At 67.3% G+C, this 9,217-nt stretch carries 6 protein-coding genes and 1 pseudogene; 5 read left to right on the top strand and 2 right to left on the bottom strand.

All coding sequences use genetic code 11. The annotated features are described in order from the left end of the window. A partial coding sequence (locus tag GGQ91_RS18745; protein ID WP_343066816.1) for an IS3 family transposase occupies window positions 1-329 on the top strand: 329 nt, incomplete at its 5' end. 239 nt (window positions 330-568) lie between these two features. Here GGQ91_RS18745 and GGQ91_RS18740 read toward each other — a convergent pair. Continuing rightward, window positions 569-1,651, bottom strand: coding sequence for a catalase family protein (locus GGQ91_RS18740; RefSeq protein ID WP_182592597.1), 1,083 nt, complete (start codon window positions 1,649-1,651; stop codon window positions 569-571). A 54-nt stretch (window positions 1,652-1,705) separates the two neighbouring features. Then, window positions 1,706-2,287: a carboxymuconolactone decarboxylase family protein gene (locus GGQ91_RS18735; protein WP_182592596.1), complete on the bottom strand. Its 582-nt coding sequence runs from the start codon at window positions 2,285-2,287 to the stop codon at window positions 1,706-1,708. Between the two features lie 179 nt (window positions 2,288-2,466). Here GGQ91_RS18735 and GGQ91_RS18730 point away from each other — a divergent pair, with 179 nt between their 5' ends. From GGQ91_RS18730 to GGQ91_RS18710, 4 genes and pseudogenes are all read left to right on the top strand, one after another. After that, window positions 2,467-3,531, top strand: a complete 1,065-nt coding sequence (locus GGQ91_RS18730; protein WP_343066817.1) for a catalase family protein — start codon at window positions 2,467-2,469, stop codon at window positions 3,529-3,531. A gap of 927 nt (window positions 3,532-4,458) precedes the next feature. Beyond that, window positions 4,459-5,949 (top strand): annotated as a pseudogene (locus GGQ91_RS28540) (ABC transporter substrate-binding protein). A 70-nt stretch (window positions 5,950-6,019) separates the two neighbouring features. After that, complete coding sequence (gene selB, locus GGQ91_RS18715) at window positions 6,020-7,963, top strand: selenocysteine-specific translation elongation factor (RefSeq protein WP_182592594.1); 1,944 nt, start codon at window positions 6,020-6,022, stop codon at window positions 7,961-7,963. 113 nt (window positions 7,964-8,076) lie between these two features. Then, on the top strand, window positions 8,077-9,054 hold the full coding sequence (locus GGQ91_RS18710) for an HWE histidine kinase domain-containing protein (protein ID WP_043755341.1): 978 nt from the start codon (window positions 8,077-8,079) through the stop codon (window positions 9,052-9,054). Window positions 9,055-9,217 lie beyond the last annotated feature (163 nt).

Genomic DNA, 9,217 nt, shown 5'->3' with positions numbered 1-9,217 from the left:
TCCGCGTTCGTCTTCTGACCTCGCCGCATGTCCGACTCCTTCGGTCCTCGCTGATCCTCTCAATCAGCTCGGTCCAAAGCCAGCCGGTCAGGTCAAAGGACGCTACGGTCAAGCGCTACCACTACGACACGCACGAACAGCTTCGAGCGCACCTGCCGCTGTTCGTCGACGCCTACAACCATGCCCGTCGGCTGAAGACCCTGCGTGGCCTCACGCCCTACGAGCATGTCCTTCAGGTCTGGACCAAACAGCCCAAACGCTTCAAGCTCGATCCGTCACACCACATTCCGGGACCATACAATCCTGCGCGCGCCGGCCTACCGGCGTGACGTAGTCAGTTTGTGAGCGTTACGTCTGGTTCGGAAAAGGCTCACCGTAAAGGCTGACGATCTCTTCCGACGCAACCCAGTCATTCCGTTGAAGAAGCAAGCATCCTGAAAGCAGGTATTCGGTGAACCCAGCTCCACCGAATGGTCGCTGATTTGCGGATGGGCAACTCAGGCACCCATGCTTCTCAATGCAGACTCACTGCTGACGCGACCCCGCGTTCCGGCATGGCGGCAAGTGCTCAAGCCGGGATGCTGTCCGGCGTGGCCGTGTTCTCGGCGGTGACACCGTTCGCGCGATGTCGGAAATCGCTGAGGGCCCGATAGACCTGGAGCCGTGCCCGCATCACCGAACCGAGCGGACGGTGTTCCGAGAGGCTGTGCGCGGGCCGAAAGGTCATCACCTCATCGAAGTAGCGCACCCGCTCGGGGGAATAGGCATCCTGGCGCGGCAGCCGGAGCGTCGCCACCGTGCGGTACGGGCTGATCGCGACCGGCCAGTCCACCGAGGCATCCTCGATGGGCTGGCGTTCGGCATCGGCCCAAAGCTGCGCCTTCAGTTCGTAGACCACTTCGTGGTCGCGGAAGAACGCCGCGGCTGCATGGCGGAAACCGTCCTCGTCACCGTGCGGGTCGAGCCGCCATTCGGCCAAGTCCCACTGCGCCTGCGAAGCCGGGACCGCGCCGAGCTTGGCGACGTAGTCGCCAAACCGCATCGGGGCTTGGCTGAAGTAGCTGTCGGCGAGCGGATGGCTGTAGGGATGGCCGAGAAAGTCGGCCATGGCACTCTCCGTGCCGAAGGCATGCAACATCCGGTTGAGGTTGCGTGCGGTGGCGGCGACCGCACTCTTCACACCCTCGGGCAGTCCGGTCGCCTTGCCGATCACCGTGCCGTCACGCAGGAAACCCGCTGCCGTCCCGGACGGAAAGGTCGTGCCGGTCGCGAGCACGAAGTCCTGGGTGTCGACGTCGTGGCCGGGCAGCTTCTCGCCCGTCACTCTGAACACCTTGATCGACATGCCGCGATGGGTGGACACCCGGTCGCCCAGGGTCTCGCCCGGCCCCTGGGCGAAACGCACGGCTACCTTGTGTGTCCCCGGCCTGGCGAACAGACCTTGCGCGAGTTCGGGCGGCAGGCCCTCCGGGATGACCAATTCGCCGACGACGCAGGCCGAGCTCTTGGCGTGGCTCGCGCGCACCGCGTGATGCTGGCGCTTTTCCACGACTTGCGATTGCTGGGTCATCCCCTGGATGATGCCTTCGATAGACGTCTGCTCGTCCGGCGCCGGCGTCTCGATGTCGGGGGCATAGCGAAGGTAGGTCATGAGCATCTCCTCGGCGTGTGGCTCGCCTCTGGAAGTGTTTGACGAAGGCCGAAGTCAGGGCGCGGGATCGACCTGCTGGTCCGGGATGGGGACGTTGAAGCCGTTAAGCGTCGTGCACACCATCGCGTAGAGGCCGACGAGGTGGATCAACTCGGCGATGCCCCGGGGTCCAAAGGCCGCCTGGACACGGGCGTAGACAGGCCCCGGCAACACGCCGCCGGCGTTGAGCGCGGTGGCCGCGTCGTAAACGGCCGCTTCGTTGGGCGAGAGGTCCGCGGGGCGCTGACCGGCCGTGATGGTGACGATCTTGTCCGGGGCCAAGCCTTTGTCGCGGGCGATCCTCACATGAGCGTAGAGTTCGAAGGCGGCCTTGAACCGGGCGCCAGTGGCCAGGATCGCAACCTGTCGTGCGTTGTCCGGCAGGGCGCCGCAGGCTGAAACTGCCTCGGTCAGTTCCCAAACCGCTCTGCCGATCCGGGGCTCGTGGAGCCAGGGGTTGAACGGGCCGAGGAGCGCACCGTCCGACCTGGCCGTCTGGAATCCCTGGAACTGCTTGGCTATGCCGGCCCTGAGCGTGTCGACGAGATCGCGCTGCTCGTCGTTGAGCTCACTCGGGGGAATGGGAGGCAGGCGCAAGGCGATAGCTCCGGCGCGAATTGGCAAGCCGCGCCGCCGATAAGCCGTCCGCCCGGCGGACGTTCCATAGTTCGTTCATGGGCGATTGAATGTCGCGCAATCCGGAACGTCAGCTACCCGTGGCTGTTCTCTCTCGGCCGTCGCCAGGAGACAGCAGGAGACAGACCGTGCAACCACCCGTGCGATACAGTCCCGATGTCGAGGCGGTGAGGCCAGACGAAGGGCAGATCATCGAACAGCTGAACGCAGCCTTCGACAAGATCCTGACCAGGGTCGCGGAGGATTCCGGGCACGCGGTGCGCTCGGTCCACGCCAAATCGCACGGCATCCTCGAAGGTACGCTGACGATCGATGCGGACTTGCCCCCCGAATTGGCCCAGGGCCTGTTCGCTCGAGCGGGCGAGCACAAGGTCTACATGCGGATGTCGACCAACGCCGGTGACATCCTGCCTGACGCCGTCTCCCTGCCCAGGGGCATTGCCTTGAAGGTCCTCGACGTCGAAGGCGAGCGTCTCCCGGATGCGGAGGGGACAACGCAGAACTTCATCATGGTCAACGGCACGGTGTTCCAGGCGCCGAACGCCGAGAAATTCCTCGGCAGCCTGAAGCTTCTCGCCGGCACGACCGACCGGGTGGAGGGGCTGAAGGTCGCCGCCTCCACCGTGCTGCGCGGGGTCAACAAAGCCCTCCACGCGGTCGGTATTGACAGCCCCACCATCGGCTCCCTCGGCGGAGCCCCCAACGTCGACCCACTTGGCGAGACCTATAACAGCCTGACCCCGTTCCGGTACGGCGACTATATCGCGAAGTTCTCGCTGGTCCCCGTCGCCCCGGCGCTGACCGCCCTCACCGGCACCGAGATCGACGCTTCCGGCCGCCCGAACGCCATCCGCGAGACGGTCCAGTCCGAGATGGCCGGCATCGCCGGGGAATGGGAGTTCCGCGTGCAACTCTGCCGCGACCTCGAACGCCAGCCGGTCGAAGATCCGACGGTGGAGTGGAAGGAGGACGAGGCACCGTTCCAGCGGGTCGGCGTCGTCCGTGTCCAGCCGCAGGACAGCTGGCACCCGGGCAGGGTCCAGGCGGTCGATGAGGAGATGCGCTTCAGCGTCTGGACCGGGCTCGCCGCGCATCGGCCGCTCGGCAACGTCAACCGCGCCCGCAACGCCCCCTACCGGCATTCGGCCGAGTTCCGCGAGCGCTTCAACCGCTGCCCGATCCACGAGCCCGGCGCGCTGCGCTGATGATGGATGACAGGGCGCGGCTCGTCCGCGCCTTTTTTGAAGCGTCCGCGACCGCAACGAGATTCGGTGGGATGGCAACATCGCACCTGATCTCGTTGACCCGACCCGAGCCTCGACTTCGAGGTGCGCGGCCCCGCGGGTATCCGCACGCTTGCCGCAGACCTGCGTGGTGGCCTGTCGTCGAGGGCGGCCGCGTTTCCAGGGCAGACAAACCGGCGAGGTCCAAGGCCCGTCGGCCACCGGGGAGCCCATCGACATCGTGGTCATGGACCTCTTCCGGGCCGCGGCCGGCCGCCGGGCAGACTTGGCTGAAGGAGACCGCCTCGATCCAGATCAGTCCCTGCGACCGCGGCAGCTATGCTGAGGTGGTGCGGCCACGATCGCTGGCCCAAGGCCTGGATGAGAAGCGGAAGTGCATCAGAGTCAGAGTTGCGCGCCAAAATATAATATTCGACGCTGGGATCGAGTTCAGCCCCGCGGGGTACGGTTATCGTGGAGAGAACCGAAATTTGTTCATGGTGGTCGCTTCGATCGGTTTCTCCAAAGCGGATCCACGCCGCTCTAGCCGACGGAGACACTTTCCCGCGTTCTGTGTCGGGGTGGAAGCTCGCCCAGAACCGTTGGTCTGTCCCGGAGAAGAGTCGCCGGAAACATGTGCGCGCCCCTACCGACGCATGTCGGCCCTGCGGACAGCCGTCGCCGTCTTCTCAGCCCGGTCACATCGCGGCCGCCAGAATCGGCCAAGCGCGCGAAGCCGGAAACCGGCGTAAGACCCCTGCCCTCCTCTACAGAGCGGCGATCCAGCCATCTGGTATAAGCGGATCGATTGAGGGCAATGCGGTAGCGCGCTATCTTTCTCCTGATCCGGCTCGAACCGTCCCGGACGGTGCCCGCACGTGATGCGGAGCATGGAAACAAGGAGGAGACATGGACGCACATGCGACGGGGGATCCGGTCGGCGGACAGCCCTTTGGACCCCACAACACGGTGACGGTGGTCGATCCGTCGCCGGTCAACTGGCTCTCCATCACGTGGAACACCATGGAGGAGGCCAACCGCGTCGACCACGACGGCATCGGCCAGCCGAGCCTCGCGGAGTCCTGGCGCTGGCTCGACAGCGAGACGCTCGAACTCACCATGCGGCAGGCCGTCTATCAGGATGGCGAGCCCTTCAACGCCGGCATGTTCAAACTCGGCTTCGACAAGGTCCAGGAATGGACCAACCCGCACCCGCCGGGCGCCTTCCTGAATTTCGCCCGGGACGTCACCTGCGAGGTTGTGGACGACCGGACCGTGCGGATGCGCTTCCCCGGCGGCGACTCCGCAGCGCTGATGAAGCTGCGGGGCATGCATCTGCCCTCGATACGATTCTGGGACGAATGGGGTTTCGTCGACCCGAAGACGGGATCGGCCGAAGGCCATTGGTGAGTGATCGACGCGCCTGGTCCGTGGGGGACTGGCCCGTTCGTGCTCACCGAAGGCGTCTCGCTGATCGACTCGCGCTCCGACCGCGTGGTCATGGAGCCCAACAAGACCTACTGGAATCCCGACCGCAAGCCGACGGTCCGGATCATCTACGACAACGTGATCGGCAAGACGGAGGGCATCAAGTCGGTAGCGGCCGGTGACGGCCGGGTCGACGTGGTCTTCGATCTGACACCGGACGAGGCGCACGCCTTCCCGGCGAGCGAGCATGGAAAGATCCAGACGAAGAAGGCGAAGACGATCCTGACGGGCGTTTTCAACGAGAATCGTCCGGACTCACCCTGGCGCAACCCGGAGGCCCGCCGGGCCTTGAACCTCGCCATCGACCGCGAGTTCGTGCTCCACCAGGGCGCGCACGGCTACGGCACGGTCATCCCGGCATTCATCCAGCCCGGCCGTTACGGGGCGGATCCGGAGATGAAGCCGTTCCCGCACGATCCCGAGGCCGCCAAGAGCGCCCTCGAGGCTGCCGGGATCGGGGGGCGGGAGCTCGTGTTCGTCGCCTCGCCGGCCTGGGAGGGCGTGGTCGCGGCGATCGGGCAGTGCCTCGCGAAGATCGGGCTCGGCTGCCGGTTCGTCAGTGCCAAGGAGGAGCCGCCGGAGGAGTTCGACGTCAAGCTCGAATGGTACTTCGACTGGACGCCGCAATATCCGGTGGCCTGCGTCCACCGCGAGTTCTTCGGGAAGGACGCAACCCTGCGCCAGGGTCCGGAGGATCCGGACTTCGACGCCCTCTACGACAAGCTCCTGCACACGCCGCACGAGCCGCAGCAGGAGGAGGTGGTGCGGGCGGTCGAGCGCTACCTGCAGGACCAAGCCAAGGCCCTGTTCCTGTACGCGCCCTACACGCTGTTCGCCGTGTCGGACCGCGTGGCGTTTACGCCCTACGACACCTGCATGTCGGAGCTTGCCGAGACCCGGATCAAGGGTTGAAGCGGCAGGCGGCGCGGGGCTTCCTGCGCCGCCACCCCAGGAAAGTGTTCTGATCCGGAGCGAGCACAGCGTGATCGTCGTCACCGCCGGCCATATCGACCACGGCAAGACGGCTCTGGTGAAGGCGCTCACCGGGATCGACGCCGACCGTCTGCCGGAGGAGAAGGCCCGCGGCATAACCGTCGATCTGGGCTTCGCCTACACGCGTCTTGGGACCCGAACCGTCGGCTTCGTGGACGTGCCTGGTCACGAGCGGCTGGTGCGTACGATGGTGGCCGGCGCCACGGGCGTCGACTTCGCGTTGATCGTCGTCGCAGCCGACGACGGCGTGATGCCTCAGACCCGCGAGCACATCGCGATCCTCGACTTGCTCGGCCTGCGCCGGGCGGTCGTCGCCATCACCAAGAGCGATCGGGTCGACGATCGTCGCCTGTCCGAAGTCGAGGCGCAGGTCCGCGTCGCGCTCTCCGGCACCGGCCTCGCGCACGCACCCGGCAACGCGCCGCTCGAAGCGCCCGTCCAAGCGCCCATGATCGCCTGCTCGGCGCTGCGCGGGACCGGCATCGCCGACCTCGCCCGGTACCTGGAAGAGGCTGCAGCCAGCCCGTCCCCTGGGGCCGCCGGGACAGAGTTCCGGCTCGCGGTCGACCGCTGTTTCACTGTCGTCGGCGCCGGCCTCGTCGTCACGGGGGCGATCCATGCCGGCGCCGTCCGGGTCGGCGATCATCTCGTCGTATCCCCCAGCGGGTTCGAGGCGCGGGTGCGGGGCCTGCGCGCCGGCAACGAACCGTGTGATGTCGCGGAGGCCGGTCAGCGCTGCGCCATCAACCTGTCCGGTCCCCGCCTGTCCCGCGCGGGTATCCACCGGGGTGACTGGATTCTGGCGCCGCAGCTTCACGGCCCCGCCAGCCATCTCGACGTAGCGCTCCGCGTCTTGCCGGGCGAGGCGCGTCCGCTGCGTCACCGCACGCCCGTCCACATTCATCATGGGGCTGCGTCCGTGACCGGACGGGTGCTCCTGTCACCCGGAATCGCGGTCGAGCCCGGCGCGGCGGCGCACGCACGGATCGCCCTCGACGGCAGCCTCGGCGCGCTGCACGGGGACCGCTTTGTGCTACGCGACGCGTCCGCCGCCCGCACGCTCGGCGGCGGCCGGGTCATCGACATCGAGGGACCCCGCCGGGGAGCCTGGGCGCCGGGGCGACGCGCGGTGGTCGCGGCGCTGGACACGCCGGATCATGCTGCGGCGCTCACCGGCCTCCTCGACGTGAGCGAGGCAGGAGCCGACCTCGACCATTTCGCCCGCGTGCGGAATATCCCGAGGCCCGCCCTGGAAGCCTTGACGTGCGCGCACGGCGTCGTCGCGATAGCGGGGCCGGCCGGATTGCGGGGATTCGCCGGCGCGCGGATCGCAGCACTCGGCGAAACCGTGGTCGCACGTCTCGACGCCGCACACCGGTCGGAGCCGGACAATCCCGGCCTGTCGGCCGAGGAGATCGGCGCGCCTGTGGCGCTGCCGGAGCGTCCCGCTCTGCGGGTTGCCCTCGATCGGCTGCTCATGGACGCCCGTATTCTTCGGCGGGAGCATCTCTACCACCTGCCCGGCCACGAAGTCCGCCTAGCCCCGCCGGAGGCCGCCCTCTACGAGGCGGTCAGGATCCGCCTGGAGGCGGCTGGTCTCGATCAACCGCGCCTCGCGGACCTCGCGGAACAGGTGGGTCGGGAGCCGGAAACCCTGCGGCCGCATCTCGACAGGTTCGGCCGGCTCGGATGGCTGCGGCGCATATCCGGGCATTACTACGTGCTGCCGGGCGTCCTTGCCGAGTTGACGGCGCGAGCATGCGCGGTGGCGGCGGACCATCCGCAGGCGCTCCTGACGGTCGGCCGCTTCCGCGAGGCGACGGGGATCAGTCGGAACATGACCATGCCGGTGCTGGCTTATTTCGACGCCCGTGGTTTCACGACGCGTGTCGCGGACGGACGGCTGGTGGATCCCAGGAAGGGCGACCTGTGACTCCGGTTCGACGGGCGTGATCGGGTCCGGAGCAAAGGCCGCGGGGCAGCGTTTCGTACCGTCACGGTAGCGATGCGCCTGCCAAGAACTTCAGGTGCGGTTTGGGAAGCAGCATGGTCGAGGGCACGGATCTGACTGGCGACGAATGGACGCTCGCCAGCTTCACCGCGGCCATCCACCGGGGCGGCGTCGGGATGTGGGCTTGGGCCCCGGAGGCGCGCCTCGCCCGGCTCGACGGACTCTGCATGGCCTTCTGGGGCACCACGGAGCCGGTGGTGAGCATCGACGCGTTGTTCGCCAAGGTGAATGCCGAGGACAGACCCAAGATGATGCTCGACTGGTTCGCGAGCGCGACCAGCCCGAAGGCCTACAGTTTCGACTTCCGCATCGGGGAAGACCCGGACGTCCGCTGGATCTCTGCCCGCGGCATCGGCGGGGACGAGGGCCGGGTCGGCGCGTGGATCCAGGCCATCTTCCTCGACATCACCGACCGCAAGCGTGCCGAGGACGCCGAGCGGCTGATGACCCTGGAACTGGCGCACCGGGTATCGAACATGTTCACCGTCGCCCGCGCGCTGACCAACATCGTAGCCCGGGAGGCCGAGTCCACCGCCAGCTTCGCCGAGGATTTGTCGCGGCGGTTCCACGTCCTACACGAGGCGACCACCCTGGCGACGCGGTCGCACGGGCTCGAGCAGGGCGACGTGCGGCTGCGTGACCTCGCCGCGCGTATCCTGTCGCCGTACCTGCAGGGCGCCAACATCGCGGTCGATATCGAGGACGCCGCCGTGGCGGCCCCCGACAGGGTCGACGACTACGCGATGATCTTCCACGAACTCGCCACCAATTCGGCCAAGTATGGCGCGCTCGCCAACGGAGGCACCCTGAACCTGGTCGGACGTGTCGTCGATCACGCCCTGACCCTCGACTGGACCGAAGGCGCGGCTCCGTCAGGAACCGCCAAGGCCGACGGCACCGGCTTTGGATCGCGGCTCCTCACGCAGACCATTGAACGCAGCTTGGCCGGTCAGTTCCAGCGGACCATCGACGATGCCGGTCTCCATTTCCGCATGATCGTACCGATCCGGTGACCGACACGGCCCGGTGCTCCGGCCGTGCAACAGCAAGCCTCGGATCACAGGATGCAAGGAGCTCGCCTGCTGTTGCCGGTCCGGAACCGCGTCGGCGCGTCTGCGTGCCCTGATCGAATGCCGGGTGTGGGCGAAGAGCTGCCGCGTTGGATTCGCGGCCCCT

This window comes from Methylobacterium fujisawaense, assembly GCF_014138435.1.
In the GTDB taxonomy this organism is placed as follows: Bacteria; Pseudomonadota; Alphaproteobacteria; order Rhizobiales; family Beijerinckiaceae; genus Methylobacterium; species Methylobacterium fujisawaense.
Note: the sequence above shows the minus strand (reverse complement) of the source record. Positions and strands in the feature narration are given on the sequence as shown.